The following is a 14,656-nucleotide window of genomic DNA, read 5'->3' on the forward strand; positions in this document are numbered from 1 at the left end:
CAGGCGCTTCGGAACCTGCTCAAGGGACTTGAGCGGTCCGACAACGAAGCCCGCCTGAAGTGGGCCTCCGACGTCGCCGATCTGTTCAAGCAGGACTCCGAGAGTTTTGAAATTGCGTTCGAGGGAATGACGATCTTCCTGCGAGACCTGGCCGCTACGCTGGCCGGGCGCGCCGAGGCCGATCTGGCCAGCCAGGATCTGATCCCCGAACTTCGACGTTGGCGCGAGCGTGTCGCGCTGCCGGATGTGACCAGCCGCCTGGATGCGGTGCTCCGGTTCCGCCGCGCACTCAGTGCCAACGCACACAAGGAGATGGCCGCCCTCGATCTTGCCCGGCACATGGCCGTGTAGCGCAAGCAGTGTGCTTCGCCTTCGAAGCACACGCAGGGCTGGTAATGACATGGAAGCCAACGAAGAACTCTCCAGCCTGCTGGAAGACATTCCCCCGCTCAAGTTGCCCGACACGCGCCGCATCGTCGGTGTGCAGTTTCATGCCAACAACCGGCTCGTCGACTGCGATGCGCAGGGGGTGGACTATCGCAAGGGCGCGCACGTGGTGGTCGAGACCAAGCGCGGCGTGCGCCTTGGCGAGGTGATCAAACCCTCGCGTGCATTTCTTCACCGGGGCGAGCGCCTGCCCAGGGTCATTCGCAAGGCAACCGAGCAGGACCTCGAACAGGCCGCCCACAACACCCGACGTGAAGACGACGCCTTCGAGAAAGGCATTCGGGTCGTGCAGGAACGCGGCTATCCCTTCAAGCTGATTGGCGCCGAGTGGGCGAGCGACGGCACGAAGGTCGCCTTCTTCTTCTGCAGCGAAGACAAGATCGAGTTCAAGGACTTCGTCTACGAAATGGGCGCCATGCTGCACACCCGCGTGGAGATGCGCCAGGTGGGCATTCGCGACCAGGCCGGCATGGCCGGCGGCGTCGGGGTGTGCGGACGCGACCTGTGCTGTTCGAGCTGGCTCAAGGGATTCAAACCCATCTCCATCAAGATGGCGAAAAACCAGAATCTGGCGCTCGACAATGAAAAACTCACCGGCCAGTGCGGGCGCCTCAAGTGCTGCCTGGGTTACGAAGACGATGTCTACAAGCAGGAACTCAAGCGCCTACCCAAGCGCGGCTTCAAGTTCGAGATGGCCGGCGAGCGCCACACGGTGATCTCGGTCAACCCGATGCTGCAGAAACTGCTCATTCTCGACCCCAATGGGCACACCCACCTCGTTGAGCGTGAGACCTTCCTGGCGCTGCTGTGCAAGCCCGATTCGAGCACGAATGCCAAGACCGCGTTCATGAGCGCCGAGGACCGCGCGCTGGCCGAGGAACTGGCGCCCGATGTGAGCCTGGAGGCGCCGCCCGATCCGCGGCTTCCCCAGGTGGCCGCCATCCGCGGGCGCGTCGAGACCGAGCAGGTGATGTCGGACCTGAGCGCCGCATTCCGCGACACGCTCCCCGGCGACAGCGATGAGTCAGAGAGCTCCGCGGCGGCGAGTGCCGAACCCGGCGGGGAGCCCCGTCGAAGCGAGCCGCGTCGCAGAGAGCAGCCGCGTGAGGGGCAGGATCAGCGCAAGAAGCGTCGCCGTCCGCGCAATAAGCCCGGCGGCGGTGAGCGTCAGGCCTCCGGCCAGGGCGGGCAGCAGCCCCAGGGCGGCCAGAGCCGCGGAGGCCAGCAAGCGCAGGGGGCCGAGCGCTCCGGCGAGGGGGCCAAGAAGTCCTCGCGCAGGCGCCGTGGCGGCCGCAAACGTCGCAGCGGCGGCGGTGGCGGCGGCGATGCAGGCGGTTCCGGGAGCGGCGGCTGAGAGAGCGGGTTTGGCAAGCCAAACCCCTGTGAGACGCCGGTAAGGACTTGGCTTGCCAACCCCGTCAATTGGCAATCACGGCTCAAATCGGATACTTAGGCGCGCATGGATACGCGTCCCTTTCTGGTTACAACCCCCATTTACTACGTCAACGACGTCCCCCACATCGGGCACGCCTATACGACCATTGCGTGCGATGCCATTGCCCGTTTCCAGCGCATGATGGGCCGCGAGGTCTTTTTCCTCACCGGCACGGACGAGCACGGCAAGAAGATCGAGGAAGCCGCCGGTGAGCGGGGCAAGACCGCCCAGCAGCTCGCCGACGAGGTGGTCGTGCGCTTTAAAGAGATGTGGGAGCGCCTGGGCATCTCCAACGACGGCTTCGTGCGCACCACCGACCAGGTACACAAGGACGCGGTCCAGGTCTTCTGGAAAGCCGTGGCCGATAAGGGCGGGATCTACCCGGGCGAGTACGAAGGCCTCTACTGCACCGGCTGCGAGGCCTACTACACCGAAAAAGAACTCGAAGACGGCAACTGCCCGGTCCACAAGACACCGGCCACCAAGCTCAAGGAGAAGTCCTACTTCTTCAAGATGAGCGAGCACGGCAAGTGGCTGGCCGAACAGATCCGCGGCAATGAAGATTTCATCCAGCCCGAGAGCCGTCGCAACGAGATCCTCTCCTTCGTGGACGAGGGGCTCAAGGATCTCTCCATCTCCCGCACGACTTTCGCATGGGGCGTGCCCGTGCCCGGCGATCCCGAGCACGTGGTTTACGTGTGGTTCGATGCGCTGCTCAACTACATGACGGGCCTGGGATACCCCGAGGGCCCGGACTACAAGAAATTCTGGAGCGAGGATGCCGAAGTCCTGCACATGGTTGGCAAGGACATCCTGCGCTTTCACACCGTCTACTGGCCGACGATGCTCCATGGCGCGGGTCACCGCCAGCCCTCGCAGGTCTACGCCCACGGCTGGTGGACGGTCGAAGGCCAGAAGATGAGCAAAAGCCTGCGCAACGTCGTCGACCCGGGCCGGCTTGTGGACAAATACGGCGTCGATGAAGTGCGCTACTTCCTGTTGCGCGAAGTGCCCTTCGGCGACGACGGAAACTTTTCCCACGAAGCGCTCACCGGCCGCATCATCGGCGAGCTGGCCAACACGGTGGGCAACCTGGCCAACCGCGTGATCCCGCTGGTGCTGGCCAATTTCCCCGAGGCCGGGGCCCTGCGCGAGGCGCCCAAGAAGCCAATTCCCGATCTCGAGCGCGATCTTGTCGGTCCGAAGACGACCTTTGCGATCTACGCCAAGGAGATGAAGCGCCTGGCTTTCTCGGTGGCGATCGAGGAAATCCTCTCGCTGGCGCGCAACACCAACGACTTCATCCAGCAGTCGGCGCCCTGGAAGCTGGCCAAGGACGAGACCAAGGGCGAGGAACTCGCCTGGGTGTTCGAGCAGTCGCTGCTTTCCCTGCAGGCGATCTGCCTGGGGCTCTATCCCTTCCTGCCGACGAAGATGGCATTGCTGTGGAAGCAGCTCGGCAACGAGACACCCATCGATCAGGTCGTGGTGGATTTGAAGGACGGCCCGACGTTCGAAGTGCCCGCGCAGGTCGAAAAGGGCGCGCCGCTCTTTGCCCGCAAGGAAGATGTCGAGGCCGTGCGCGATGCCTTCCTCTCCGAAGTAAGCGCGGCCGGTGCCGAGGAAAAAGCGGCGGCGAAGGAAGCGGGCCCTGCGCAGATTACATTTGAAGACTTCATGGGCGTCGAGCTGCGCGTGGCGCGCGTCGATGCCGCCTTTGCCATTCCCAAGGCCAACAAGCTGCTGCGCCTGGAAGTGGATCTTGGCGACGAGCAGCGCCAGATCGTCGCCGGAATCGCCAAGTCCTACCAGCCCGACGATCTCATCGGCCGCAAGGTGGTCATCGTGGCCAACCTCAAGCCCGCCAAGCTCATGGGTCTGGAGTCTCAGGGCATGGTCCTTGCCGCGGAAACCTCAGATGGCAAGCTTGTGCTGGTCGACCCGGGCGAAGGCGCCAAGGTCGGCGCGCGGGTGAAGTAGACTCCCGGCCAAAGAAAACGAGAATGCTGATCGATACCCATACCCACGTCGCGGGGGAGGCTTTTGACGCCGACCGCGATGAAGTGCTCCGCCGTGCCAAGGAGGCCGGCGTCGAGGCGCTCATTGCCATCGGCTCGGGCTACGGATTCGAACGCAATGCCGATGCCGTTGCGCTGGCAAAGGCTGAGCCCGATGTCTATGCCGCCGTGGGCGTGCACCCGCACGAGGCCGAAGAGATCACGGGCGAGGACCAGTGGACGCAGCTTCGTGCCCTGATTGATGAGAATCCCGGCAACGTGGTCTGCGTCGGCGAGATCGGCCTCGACTACTACTACGACAATTCCCCGCGCGAGAAGCAGCGCGAGGTCTTCGCCCGCGCCCTGGATCTGGCCGCGGAGGTGAAGCTCCCCATTTCGATCCACAACCGCAGCTCCAACGAGGATCTCTACGACCTGCTCGTTGCCAAGAACGCGCGCGACGTCGGCGGGGTGATCCACTGCTTTACCGAGAACTACGAGTGGGGAAAGAAATACCTCGATCTGGGCTTCAAGCTCTCGATCCCCGGCATCATCACGTTCAAGAACGCGGGCGATCTTCGCGAGGCGGTGCGCCGCTTCCCGGTCGAGGCGCTGCTCGTCGAGACCGACTGCCCGTTCCTGGCGCCGATTCCCTATCGGGGAAAACGCAACGAGCCCGCCTACGTGACGAAGGTCGCCGAGACCATTGCCCAGATCAAGGCGCCCTTTACCCTGGAAGACGTCGCACGGATCACGACCCAGAATGCGATCGATCTCTTCGGACTGGAAAAATACGCCGGACCTTATCAGGAACCGCAGATCGCCTATCCGATCCGCAACTCTCTGTATCTGAACATCACGAACCGGTGCTCGAATCCCTGCGTGTTCTGTCCGAAGTTCGACGACTGGCAGGTGAAAGGCCACTACCTGCGCCTGGGGCAGGAACCGGGTTTCGAAAAGATCGTCGAGGCCATTGCCGCGCGTGGCAAGGTGAGCGACTTCGACGAACTCGTGTTCGTCGGCTTTGGCGAGCCGACCATTGCGCTCGACATGCTCAAAAAAGTCGCGCGCTGGGCCAAAGAGAACGGAGTGAAGCGCCTGCGCCTTGATACCGATGGCCTCGGGAATCTCTACCACGGCCGCAACATCGTCCCCGAGCTGGCCGAGGTGGGCGTGACGCACGTCAATGTCTCTTTAAACGGCCCCGACCGCGAGACCTACAACCGCGTTACCCGCACCCCGCACAAGGAAGACGGCTACGAGGCGGTCAAGGCGTTCATTCTCGAGTGCAAGAAGCACATGGAGTGGGTGCAGGCCTCGGTCGTCACCATGCCCGGCGTCGACGTCGAGGCCTCGCGGGCCGTGGCCGAGGATGAGCTGGGCGTCCTGTTCCGGGGGCGCGATTACGAAGAGGGAGTGGGCTGATGGCAGAGCCGAAAGAATACGTAGCAACCTACACGGGAAAAATGGCGGTCTGCGCCTGCGGGCGCTCGCGCACCATGCCCTTTTGCGACGGCCGCCACCGCGGCACCGGCAAGGTGCCCATCAAGTTTCCGGTCGAAGAGGGAAAGACCTACCTGCTCTGCCAGTGCGGCTACAGCGACAACAAACCTTTCTGCGACGGATCCCACGACATGAGCGCCGGCAGCCCCTTTGGCCGCAAGAGCAAGGGGACGAGCTGGTAGGCGCCGCGGCGCTCTGACTTTTCCGTCACAAAGCGAAGCGGCGCGCCCCGAGGGGAGACGCGCCGCTTCTTTTTTGGGGGAGGAGGGAGCTGTTAGTCGTCGTCGGATCGGTCGTGCTGGCGCTCGCTGCGTCGTTCGCGTCGATCTTCACGTCGCTCGTCGCGGCGTTCTTCGCGTTGCGCGTGGAGCTGTTTGAATTCCTCGAACTGCTGGGCACTCAGGGTGCTGCGCAGTTTCTCGCCGAAGCCGACCTGGGCGCTGTAGATCTGGTCGTCGAGTCCCTGGATTTCACTTCGGATTTCGCGGGCGCGCTCGGTCTCGCCTTCGAAGAGCAGGACGCCGCGCAGCTCATGCCGCAGGTCCATGCTCTGGCCCATGAGCGGGCCCACTTTTTCCATCTCTTCGCGCAGCACCGACTGCTGCGCCTCCGTGAGGTCGAGCTTGTCGGAGAGACGCTCGATCATGCGGTCGGCGCGCTCGCCCTGTTCGGGCGGGCCGCGCCTGCTTTGTTCGCGGCCCGAACCCCTGGCCAGCGCGGCGGTGCCGGTGGCAAGAATCAGGACCAGTGCCAGCAAAAACGTGCGAATGGGGGAGGGGGACATGTTCTTACTCCTTCGATCAGTCGATCGGTGTTGGGAGTAAGGACGGCCCGGGCGCGCCGGGGTTACAGGCGCACGCGATTAAAACGGGTTCATTTCTTCTTTTTTCGGACGTTGCTCGCAGCGGCAACAGCCCCGCCGATGATGCCGGCCACGACGCCGCCCACGGCGATCACGACGGAGGCCACGGTGATCGCCCCGCGCAGGGTGCGCGCGCGTTTGGCGCGCTTTCGCCACTCGTAGATGGGCGAGTGGGGGCGCTCGCAGGGCGTTGCCTCGCTCCCGGGGGCTTCGGGGGCCTCCGCGCCGGGGCTCGCTTCAAGGATGTCGGTTTCTTCGAGCATATCAGTGTGATCCAAAGTAGCGGGAGATCGCCGCCAGCACCACGCCGAACACGCCGCCATAGAGGGCGCCGTTGACGCGGATCCATTCCAGGTGCTTGCGCGTCTTGCTCTCGAACATTTCCTGAATCTGTTCGTCGGTGAAGTTCGAGAGATTGTCGCGCACCAGGTCGCCGATTTTTCCGTCGAGCTGGCCGAAGACCGAGTCGATGATCGTTCCCTTGATGCGCTCGATGCGCACGCTCACGGTCATGGATTCGCCGGTCTGGTTGCCGATCTTGCCCAGCTCGTCGCGAATGAGCTGGTGGAGTTCTTCGTTTTCGGGAAGGCGCTTGATCTCGTGGGCGATGTTCTCGGCCACGTCCACTGCAATTTCATCGAAGTCGACGACGCCCACGTTGTGGGCGAAGTGTCCCAGGCGCCCGACCTTCGTGCGGATCTTCTTGGCCAGAAAACCGAGGAACTGGTGGTTGTCCACCCAGGACAGGCCATTGGCGCTGACCTGGTGGAGCAGCATGGTGAGGATTTCGTCGTCGTCCTTGATCTTGTCGATGCCCGCGCGAACCAGGCCCGCCAGATCAAGGTTGGCGAAGTGCTGCTTGAGGCTCTCGGGGGTGAGCCACTCGTTCTCTACCGAGTGGGCAAGCCCGTCGATGATGCGCTCGCGGTTGCGCGGAATGACGCCCGAGCCGGGCAGCATCGCGTATTTCTCGAAGAGCATCTTGATGGCCATGTAGTCGACGAGGGCGCCGACCAGCGAGGCCTCGCCGAAGGCGCGGACCCAGAAGCGCGGGCCCTCGGGAACGATGAACGAGACGCTGAAGACAATGGCCGCGAAGGTGAGCGAGATCGTGCCCTTGTGCTCGTGGAGGAATTCCTTCTGCGACTCCGAGAGCCAGCCAGTCTTTTCAGGTTCCTGCTGGTCGAGTTGCTGTTGGTCGGGTTCCGCCACCACCTCGGCGGTCATTTCTTCGGGGGTCTCGGCCGCCGTCTCGGGCTCGGTCGCTGACTCGGCCGGCGCCTCTTCCGCTTGCGACTCTTCCCGGGGGGCCTGCCCGGCGGGCGGGCGTAGCGGGGTCACGTTGCTCTCCGCGGGTTCGTGATCCTCGGGAGCCGCGGCGGCCGTGTTGTCGGTGGGCGTGCTCATGTTGCCTCTATTCTACCATCGCGCGGGCCTTGAAAAGAACGGGATTTCGCGTAGTTGGACTCTTTCCGAAAACCCCGTTTTACGGAGCCCAGCCTACCAACCAGTCCAGTTTGCGGTCAACGTCTATGGAGTAACCATCGGCAGTTTTTACATCGCAAATTTCGCACCTCTCGCGAAACAGGATTCGCGCCTGTGCTGCTTGTACAGTCGTAATGCGCCAAGAAGCTTGAAATTTAAACGAATTAGCCCGATTGATGCGGTGCGTCTTGGAGCGCCGGTGCGTATGTAGGTATGCTCCACTCTCGCGGGTAACTGGAGCATCATGGTGGGCACCGACGAAAAAAAGATGATGAAGATCAGTGAGCTCGAGGAGCGCACGGGAATTCCGCGCGAGACGATTCACTACTACATCCGCGAGGGCCTGCTGCCCGCACCCATGAAAAAAGGCCTTCGTCTGGCCTATTACGATGAGAGCTACGTCGGTCTCATCGACCTCATCAAGAAACTCCAGGAAGAGCGCTACCTCCCGCTCGCGGTCATCAAGAATCTTTTTCTCGAAGAAAAATTCGACGTCGCCGAGCTTGAAAAGGCCTTCATCTCCGACCTCTTCGGCAAGACCTCGGCCCTTCGCAAATACGGTCCCGACCGCGCCGGTGAAGACCCGCGCGACGTGGCCCTTCCCAAGGACTACCTGAAGAAACTTGCGGGTTGCGGCCTGGTCTCCATGGCAAAGGCGGAGGGCAAGACCGAGCCCTCCGCGCTCGATTCGCGTCTGGCCCAGCTCTGCCTTCGCGGCGAGCGCCTGGGCTACACCACCGACCAGATGCAGCAGATCTCCCAGCGTGTCAGCGAGATCGTCGCCCTTGAGAGCGAGTCGCTCATCGGGATGTTGCGCAAGAACGAGACACCGCGGGAATTCGTCGCCTCCATGAAAGACCGTCAGTCCTTCATGGAGGACTTCCTGCTCTTCCAGCGCGCGCGCTACATCCAGGAAGCCGTCAACGAGTTCATCTCCGCGGCAGAGACAACGCGGGTAAAACTCGAAGACGCCTTCATCAACATCCCCTCGGAAGCCTTTCGCAAGCGTTACCGCATCGACGAGCAGATTGCCGAGCTGCGTACCAAGGCGCGCGAGGGAAGCTGCGAAAAACTCATGGACCGCCTGGGCTGGGCCCTGTTTCTGGGCGGCCATCACGACGAGCTGCTCGCACTCGATGTGCGCACCTGCTCGAACCGCTTCAAGCTGGCAGCCGCCTACGCGCAGGTCATGCGCGGCGACATCGAGCCGGCCGTCAAGTGGAGCGAGCGCGCCATCAAGAAGAGCGAGAGCGATCCCTTCTTCCTCGCGCTGGCCGGCGGGCTCTACATGCTCTTTGCCGCCCGCGCCGAGGGCTTCATCGAACGCACGGTGTGGGTCTCCAAGGGGCTCGACATGATCGAGTCGGCCATGGCAAAACCCGCGCAGAGTGCTTTCGACGACATGTGCGTGCGCTTTGTGCAGGCCAAGATCTTCCTGACGCTGCCCGAGCCCTTCGGTCGCACCGAGGAGGGGCGCAAGGCGCTCGAGCACCTTTTGCAGCAGCTTCGCGGCAAGGCGCGCGAGCGATTCGAGCCGAGTTTTGAGGGCGAACTGGAAATCTTCGAAGTCACGATCAACTACTTCCTGGCCGAGGCCGCGCGCATTGAAGGGCAGGACAAGAAAGCGGCCGAGTATTACCGGCGCGTGATCGAACTCGATCCGGCCAGCGATTTCGGCGCCAAGGCCTTCGTCCACCTGGGCGACCTGCGCTAGACTGCCCTGCCATGGAATCGGTAAGCGATTTTATTGAACTGTTGCGCCGCGTGGGGGACAGGCTCCTCGACTGGATCGCCCTGTTGCTCTATGGTCCGGGCATTGTGAAACGCATGAGTCGCCGGTTTGCCTGAAAAGCCGGCGCGGCCGGTGGCCATGGCAAACGACCCGCATCCAACCTATCTCTTGCTCAAAGAATTTCTCGAACAGCGCGAGGTCTGCGCGCGCGCTTCCTCACCGCTCAAGCAGCAGGCCAGCGTCCGCATCCTCTTCAGCGATCACGAAGAGATTTATACCTTTGTGCGTCACTCCTTCGGACCGCGTCTGGAACCCGGCGCGCCGCATGATCCGGACTTCACGCTGCGCCTGCCCACGGGCATGGTGCGCGCGCTGCACGAGCTTGAGAGTGAGGACATCGGCGAGTTCGGTGCCCTGGTAGTCGGGACGGGTCTCTCACAGGATCCGGAGTATCACCTGGGCGGCGCGATCCATGCCGGGTTCGGGCGCCTGTGGGCGCACGGTTACTTCGGGATCCTGCGCATGGGGGGCTGGCAGGTGGCGCGCGTGCTGGCCGCCAAGGGGCTGGCCAACATCCGCTCGCTTCGCAAGAAGATCAACGAAAACGTAAAGCCAGTCGACTAGATCATGTCGGTGTGGTCGTCGGGGGTCACGTCCCGGAATGTCGACCTGGGACGGCCGCCGTTCTTGCCGTTGCCGGTGAGCTTGAACTGGGCCACCTGTTCCTTGAGGGTGCCCGTGTTGCGGCGGAGCACTTCGACCGCGCGGTCCATGTCCATGGCATGGTCGAAGTTCTGCAGCGTGACGCGGTTGATGTCATCGACGAGCTCGCTCACGCGGGCGCAGGTGGTGACTTCCTTGCGCTGGGCGTCGTTGATGTAGCGGACCATGTCGTTGATGTTTTCGATGGCCTTGGTGATCTGCTTGGAATTGTGGGCCTGTTCCGAGGTGGTCTTCTTCACCATGCCGGCGATGTCGCGCATGCGCTCTCCGGCATGGAGGATGCGCTCGGATCCGCGGCTCTGTTCCTGGGTCGCCTTTTCGATCTGCTGGGTCATCCGGTTGACCTCGTCGATGGCGCGGGCGACGCGGATGGCCGACTCGCTCTGGCGCGAGGCGGTCGTGGCGATGTTGGCCACGCGCTCGGAAGCCTTGCCGGCGGACTGGAGAATTTCCTGCAACGCGCTGCCGGCACGGCTGGAGAGCTCGACGCCCTTCTCCACCGCGTCCGAGCCGCCGGCCATGGCGACGAGTGCTTCCTTGGCATTGACCTGCACTTCCTGAATGAGCTTCTCAATCTCGCGCGTATACCGGGTGGTCCGCTCGGCCAGGGTGGAGACTTCCTTGGCGATGACGGCAAAGCCCTTGCCGTGCTCGCCAGCCTGCGCGGCAATGATGCCCGCGTTGAGGGAGAGCAGGTTGGTCTGGTCGGCCACGTCGCTGATGTAGTTGAGGATGTTGCCGATCGACTCGCTCGAGACATTGAGCTTTTCGATGACCCCGTTGGCCTCGGAAACCGATGCGCGGATTTCCTGAATGCCTTCGATGGTCTGTTGCACGGCCAGGGCGCCGGCCTGCGCGCCGTTGGCCGCGCGATCGGAGATCTCGCGCGTGTCGGCGGCGTCCTTTTCCACGAGGCGGATCGCGTCGGTCATGGCCTCCATCGCCTGCGCGGTGTCGGCGGCGATCTCGCTCACGCTCTCGACGCTGCTTGCCACCTGACGGATGGAGGCGACCATCTCGGTCACCACGCTGGTGGAGTCATCGACCGAATCGAAGAGCTGCGAGACGCTGGTGGCGACTTCGTCGATGGTGGTCCCCATCTCAAAGATGTTGGTCGAACTCTCGTCAGCCGAGGAGGTGAGGACCTCGATGTTCTCTTCGATGGACTTGATCGAGGCCGAGAGGACGTTGACGTTTTCGGTTGCGTCCTTGGAGTGGCCGACCTGCGTTTCCGCGCCCTCCGAAACCTGGCCGGAGATCTCCGCCATCTCGCCCGTGGCGATCTCCACGCTCTGGGCGGAGCTGTCAATTGCCTGCACCGTCTGGCGGAAGCTGTTGAACATGACCGTGAGCGAGTTGGCCAGAAAGCCGATTTCGTCCTCGGAAACGATGCGCGTCATGGTGTTGGAGAGATCGCCGCCGCTCACGCGTGAGGCGACCTTCGCCATCTGATTGAGCGAGTGGGAAGAATCACGCGCGATCAGGAACGCGGTGAGCAGACAGACCAGGAACATGAAGGCGATCAAAACGCCCGATACCCAGATGATGTCCCACAGGCTCTGCCGAACGTCCGCGCCCCGGTAGAAGGTGCCCAGATACCAGGTCGACCCGTCGGGCCACGCAATGGCCGTGGCCAGGAAGATGTCCTGGGTTTCTGGCGACTCCACCTGAAGGAAACCCTGATCGGACGCCGCCGCGATGGCGTCGATCGAACGCTGGAGAATCCCCTCCGGCGCGTTCTGTGTTGAGCCGTAGTTGACCGTGCCGTCGGAGGAGAAGAGGTAGTAGGACTGGCCCACGCGATCTTCAACCTCACCGAGGTGTTCGGAGACGCGTTCCTTGAGGGGCACGATCTCCATGGGCGCCTCGGCAGCAGGCTGGGGCGTCGCGCCCCATGCGTCCGAGCCGGCCAGGTAGTCGTCGTACTGCATCTCGAACTCGCGCTGCTGCTGGCGTTCCTGCGAGAGGCGCTGCTCAATTTCGAATTCGCGGCGGATGCTGCCGATGCCCAGCGCGGTGGAGTTGAGAAGCTGTTCGCCCACCTCGCTGGTCTGGCGCTTGAGCCCCTCCCACGCCAGTAGCGTGTTGGAGGCGAAGAGGACCAGCAGCGAAAACACCACGACAAAGGAAATTGAAACGCTGAGCTTCGTCTGTAGGGTTGCAAATCGAAAGCGGGTGGGGAAGTAGGGCTCTTCGAGATAGTCGTAGAGCCGGAAGTAGTCGCGCTCGATCTGCAGTTTGAACAGGTGGTATTGATAGGGCGCTGCCAGGGCGCCCTCACAGAAAATACCCGCTGAGATGAACAGGTTCACGTGGTCGGGCAGGGCGGCGGCGATGCTCAGCCCGATGTACCAGAGCACGGCCGTGACCCACCACAGGGCCAGGGACATTCCCGCGCTCTTGAGCGGAAAGGCAACGAGTTCATCGAGTGCCTTATGGATTGTCGCGGAGTCGGGGACCTCGCCGTCGCGTTCAAGATCGATCGCGTGCGTGAGCACAGTGGTCGACTTAAGCGTCAGCCAGAATTGCAGGCCCATGGTGATGACCAGCAAGACGAGGATCATCAGGATAAAGCCTGAATTGTAGAGCCGCTCCGTCAGCCAGAAGCCGCGACCCCAGAATCCCAGCTCGCGCGGGCCGACCGTCGCTGCGAGCAGCGCGGCCAGCACGATGATGGCGGTCGAAGCCGTGTGGGAAGTCACCCACATCGACTTGAGACGCAACGGCAGCGTGTCGAAGATCTTCCAGATTCGCTTGATGAGAGCCTTCAACCCCAGCCCCTCTTTGGCGCGCGCGGGCGCGCTAGATAATTTCGTCCGGAATCAGCCGGCCGCCACAATTGATGCAGAGCTTCAGCCCCGGCCTGTTGCGAACGCCGCATTCGCGGCACAGCAGCTTGTCGCCGTCTTCGTCGATCTCAAGCGGCTCCTCGTCTTCCTCAACCGCGAACGTGCCGATCTTGTCAATGCGCAACCCGCAGGCGTCGCAAAACTTCTCATCGGTCGCATGGACGTGACCGCAATGGTTGCAGGTCACTCCCTTGCCCGCGGCTGCCGGCGCGTCGGGTTTCGGAACCGGGACGACCTGCGGATCGACCGGCGCGGCCTCGATCGAGTCGTCAAGGTCGACGAGCTCGAGCTCTTCTTCACCGACTTCTTCGAGGTCGAGATCGACCTCTTCGAGATCATCCAGTGCCGCGGCTTGCGGCGTGCCCACGGGGGAGGGGACGGGCGGCGGCAGGGTGTCGGGCACCTCCGGCGCTTCCCACTCCAGATCCAGCGTCGCGGGCGCGGCCGGCGCCTTGCTTGCCGCCGGTTGCTTCGCACTCTGTCCGGGAGCTGCGCCCGGGGCGTTGGGTCCGGCTTTGTGCGGGTCGGAACTCACGCGATTGCCTCACTGCCTGATTCTGAAAATGCTGTCCCGGAACCCGGTGGCATTCGGCCGGTTCCAGACTCAGGGAGCCGGCGCGATTGCCGCGACATTCAGACCGAAGACCATCGCATCACTCAGCCGCGAAAACTCGCCGCAACCATTCACGGGACAACTGGTGCGAACGTAGACGATATCACCGCTTCCGACCAGCACGTAGAGCGTGACCTGCTGGGAGTGCCCGCCCTCGCTGACGTGGAAAACGCGCTTGAGCCCCCGTCCGAACGGGGTGCGCACCTTCTCCTCTGCGCGCTGGGCGGCCATGCCCCGGCGGCGCACCGCGCCCGAGAGCGCTTCCATCCGTTCGGCGAGGATCTCGGCCACCGGAATGCCCATCTCCGCGCGGGGGGTGCGCTCGACCCAGAAGGTCCCGCCCGAGGGCTCGTGCAGCAGCTCGAAGTTGCGGCTGGGGACCAGGGAGCGGAACTCGGAGCGATCATGCTCGATGCGCCAGTCGACGGCCGGATCGGCCCCGCCAAGGCGCGGCAGCTTGATGTCGGGGTCGTCGAGCTGGAAGAAGTCCTGATAGTCGGGGGCGCGCAGGGCCGGCTCCCGGGAGCGGTGCTGGTTCTGGTGCGCGCGGGTGCTCGCGATGCGCCGGGGCGCGGCAACCTTCTTTCGGGCCGGCGCGTTGCCCGATTCCTCGGCCAGCAGGCGCACCAGTTCCGGGGAGGCGGTGCGCACATCTTCGCTTCCGTCGTAGAAAATGAGCCGGTCGAAGTGACCGTCGTAGTCTTCGTCGACTTTCTTGAACCAGGGTTTGCCGCCCTTGTAGGAGACAATGCGGTCGGGCTTGCCGTCGAAGTTCCGGTCCTCGCGCAGCTCGCTCATCCGGCCGTTGGTGAGAAGTTCCCACTCATCGACAACTCCGTCGTAGTTGCGGTCATAACGGATTTCGGAGGGAAGCTCGGTGCCCGGAAAATCTGCCCACTTGTCGGGCTTTCCGTCCCCGTTCTTGTCGAAGGAGCGGGTTTCGGCCCACGCGGGGCCGCCGGCCACGCTCAGGGTGGTGAGTGCCGAGAGAAAGAGGGCTGAAAAGACCA

Annotated in this window: 13 protein-coding genes; 7 read left to right on the forward strand and 6 right to left on the reverse strand. The window is 63.3% G+C overall.

The window, feature by feature from the left end:
• From KDH09_15485 to KDH09_15505, 5 genes are all read left to right on the forward strand, one after another.
• The coding region (locus KDH09_15485; GenBank protein MCB0221099.1) for a hypothetical protein at window positions 1-351 on the forward strand (351 nt) is incomplete at its 5' end.
• A 49-nt stretch (window positions 352-400) separates the two neighbouring features.
• Window positions 401-1,801: a hypothetical protein gene (locus KDH09_15490; protein ID MCB0221100.1), complete on the forward strand. Its 1,401-nt coding sequence runs from the start codon at window positions 401-403 to the stop codon at window positions 1,799-1,801.
• Between the two features lie 105 nt (window positions 1,802-1,906).
• Window positions 1,907-3,862 carry a methionine--tRNA ligase gene (gene metG, locus KDH09_15495; protein MCB0221101.1) on the forward strand — a complete coding sequence of 652 codons (1,956 nt, stop codon included), beginning with the start codon at window positions 1,907-1,909 and terminating at the stop codon, window positions 3,860-3,862.
• A 23-nt stretch (window positions 3,863-3,885) separates the two neighbouring features.
• The gene (locus KDH09_15500; protein MCB0221102.1) at window positions 3,886-5,304 is read left to right on the forward strand and encodes a YchF/TatD family DNA exonuclease; all 1,419 of its coding nucleotides are present in this window, start codon (window positions 3,886-3,888) and stop codon (window positions 5,302-5,304) included.
• Window positions 5,304-5,564, forward strand: a complete 261-nt coding sequence (locus KDH09_15505) for a CDGSH iron-sulfur domain-containing protein (GenBank protein ID MCB0221103.1) — start codon at window positions 5,304-5,306, stop codon at window positions 5,562-5,564. Before KDH09_15500 ends, KDH09_15505 begins: the two co-directional genes overlap by 1 nt.
• Window positions 5,565-5,656: 92 nt before the next feature.
• On the opposite strand, the gene KDH09_15510 is transcribed toward KDH09_15505, so the two are convergent.
• The 3 genes from KDH09_15510 to KDH09_15520 all read right to left on the reverse strand — a co-directional run bounded on the left by KDH09_15510 (window position 5,657) and on the right by KDH09_15520 (window position 7,651).
• Window positions 5,657-6,166 carry a hypothetical protein gene (locus tag KDH09_15510; protein ID MCB0221104.1) on the reverse strand — a complete coding sequence of 170 codons (510 nt, stop codon included), beginning with the start codon at window positions 6,164-6,166 and terminating at the stop codon, window positions 5,657-5,659.
• A gap of 89 nt (window positions 6,167-6,255) precedes the next feature.
• Complete coding sequence (locus KDH09_15515; protein MCB0221105.1) at window positions 6,256-6,507, reverse strand: hypothetical protein; 252 nt, start codon at window positions 6,505-6,507, stop codon at window positions 6,256-6,258.
• A 1-nt stretch (window position 6,508) separates the two neighbouring features.
• Window positions 6,509-7,651: a DUF445 family protein gene (locus tag KDH09_15520; GenBank protein ID MCB0221106.1), complete on the reverse strand. Its 1,143-nt coding sequence runs from the start codon at window positions 7,649-7,651 to the stop codon at window positions 6,509-6,511.
• A gap of 325 nt (window positions 7,652-7,976) precedes the next feature.
• On the opposite strand from KDH09_15520, the gene KDH09_15525 reads away from it, so the two are divergent.
• Entirely contained in the window at window positions 7,977-9,443 is a 1,467-nt protein-coding gene (locus KDH09_15525) for a MerR family transcriptional regulator (protein ID MCB0221107.1), read from the forward strand.
• A 156-nt stretch (window positions 9,444-9,599) separates the two neighbouring features.
• A complete protein-coding gene (locus tag KDH09_15530; protein ID MCB0221108.1) occupies window positions 9,600-10,085 on the forward strand; it encodes a hypothetical protein in 486 nt (161 codons plus the stop codon).
• Here KDH09_15530 and KDH09_15535 read toward each other — a convergent pair.
• From KDH09_15535 to KDH09_15545, 3 genes are all read right to left on the reverse strand, one after another.
• Window positions 10,082-12,955, reverse strand: a complete 2,874-nt coding sequence (locus KDH09_15535; GenBank protein ID MCB0221109.1) for a HAMP domain-containing protein — start codon at window positions 12,953-12,955, stop codon at window positions 10,082-10,084. The genes KDH09_15530 and KDH09_15535 overlap by 4 nt on opposite strands.
• Window positions 12,956-12,986: 31 nt before the next feature.
• Entirely contained in the window at window positions 12,987-13,568 is a 582-nt protein-coding gene (locus KDH09_15540; GenBank protein ID MCB0221110.1) for a zinc ribbon domain-containing protein, read from the reverse strand.
• A 69-nt stretch (window positions 13,569-13,637) separates the two neighbouring features.
• Window positions 13,638-14,656, reverse strand: a 1,019-nt coding sequence (locus tag KDH09_15545; GenBank protein MCB0221111.1) for a hypothetical protein, incomplete at its 5' end; no start/stop codon positions are given.

This window comes from Chrysiogenia bacterium, assembly GCA_020434085.1.
Lineage (GTDB): Bacteria > JAGRBM01 > JAGRBM01 > JAGRBM01 > JAGRBM01 > JAGRBM01.

Coding starts and splice junctions, on each gene's coding strand:
- KDH09_15490 (MCB0221100.1), top strand. CDS start 401: ATGGAAGCCAACGAAGAACTCTCCAGCCTGCTGGAAGACATTCCCCCG.
- metG (MCB0221101.1), top strand. CDS start 1,907: ATGGATACGCGTCCCTTTCTGGTTACAACCCCCATTTACTACGTCAAC.
- KDH09_15500 (MCB0221102.1), top strand. CDS start 3,886: ATGCTGATCGATACCCATACCCACGTCGCGGGGGAGGCTTTTGACGCC.
- KDH09_15505 (MCB0221103.1), top strand. CDS start 5,304: ATGGCAGAGCCGAAAGAATACGTAGCAACCTACACGGGAAAAATGGCG.
- KDH09_15510 (MCB0221104.1), bottom strand. CDS start 6,166: ATGTCCCCCTCCCCCATTCGCACGTTTTTGCTGGCACTGGTCCTGATT.
- KDH09_15515 (MCB0221105.1), bottom strand. CDS start 6,507: ATGCTCGAAGAAACCGACATCCTTGAAGCGAGCCCCGGCGCGGAGGCC.
- KDH09_15520 (MCB0221106.1), bottom strand. CDS start 7,651: ATGAGCACGCCCACCGACAACACGGCCGCCGCGGCTCCCGAGGATCAC.
- KDH09_15530 (MCB0221108.1), top strand. CDS start 9,600: ATGGCAAACGACCCGCATCCAACCTATCTCTTGCTCAAAGAATTTCTC.